At 42.1% G+C, this 1076-nt stretch carries 2 protein-coding genes; both read left to right on the top strand.

Annotation, left to right across the window (positions count from 1 at the left end; translation table 11 throughout):
* Window positions 1-17 precede the first annotated feature (17 nt).
* A complete protein-coding gene (locus ACY2RQ_RS19430; RefSeq protein ID WP_490114666.1) occupies window positions 18-371 on the top strand; it encodes a hypothetical protein in 354 nt (117 codons plus the stop codon).
* Window positions 372-526: 155 nt separating this feature from the next.
* The gene (locus ACY2RQ_RS19425; protein ID WP_490114665.1) at window positions 527-1015 is read left to right on the top strand and encodes a lecithin retinol acyltransferase family protein; all 489 of its coding nucleotides are present in this window, start codon (window positions 527-529) and stop codon (window positions 1013-1015) included.
* Window positions 1016-1076: the final 61 nt, after the last annotated feature.

Here is a 1076-nt window from a genome sequence, read left to right as displayed (position 1 = left end):
GGCGTTATGTGTAAATTATGAGAATACCAGAGAAGCTCCTTTTTGAAGGTAAAGAAGTCGCCATACTTAAAGGATTCAGCTATGAAACTCCTTGGTTTTTTGCTCAACCCGAATTCCTAGATAATTCAATGCCTACCAAGCTGGATAGCCTTTCTAAGTTTCGCGCTTATGATAGAGATCTAGAAGATATGGAGCTGCCTGAGCAGGAAGAGGAAACACTCTGGGAAAATAAACTATCTGAACTTGGGCTAACTCATTCAGATTTAAAACTGGATAAAGATGGTTCATGGTCAGTAGTTTTCAATGATGGAAATATTAACCAGATCCATTCTCTGTCTCTTTATAATGGGGTACTGCAATGGCGTGCCTAGAGTCACACATAACAAGTAGCTGCACCGGAAAAACTACTCGCTCCGCTCGCATTTTTCCGGTGAGCTAGGCGTTATGCGCTTCCACGTCTGCGCTTGAAACCTTCGCAATCGTCCCCATATTGCTAGAGAAGAATAAAGAGTAAATGGAGTTATAAATGGATAGTCTTCTCGTTAATCCCGGTGATGTTGTAGTTACCGATTTTGGCATTTATCAGCACTGGTCGTTTGTCTCAGATACAGTTTGCAGTAGAGGTAAGCCTATGCTCATATCTGCTACAAAGAGAAATGGAACGGTAAAAGAAGAAACTTGGGATACTGTCACTCAAGGAAATAACACGTATATCACTAAAGTTGAGCAATTAAAGCCTGCTACAGAAATACTCAAAGCAGCCAGAAACCAAATCGGAAAGTGGAAGTACACAGTTGAAAGTAACAACTGCGAACATTTTGTAAAGTGGGCATCAGGCTTAGAAGTAACTTCTACTCAAGTAGTTAATACCACAGCTGGGCTTATTACTGGAGCCGTTCTTGTCGGTGTAGTAGCGGAGAATCCAAAATTCGTTCACTTTTTAGGTGGTGCGGTCTTAGTTGCTGGTATCTTTTTAGCCCTTACAAGAGCATCTGAAAAAGCAACAGCTGAGTAATCAACCAGCGCATAACAAGTGGTTCCAGGTGACGCCTACGGCGCACCTGAACCAAGCGTTA

This window comes from Parendozoicomonas sp. 209JJ7-1, from assembly GCF_058147085.1.
Note: the sequence above shows the minus strand (reverse complement) of the source record. Positions and strands in the feature narration are given on the sequence as shown.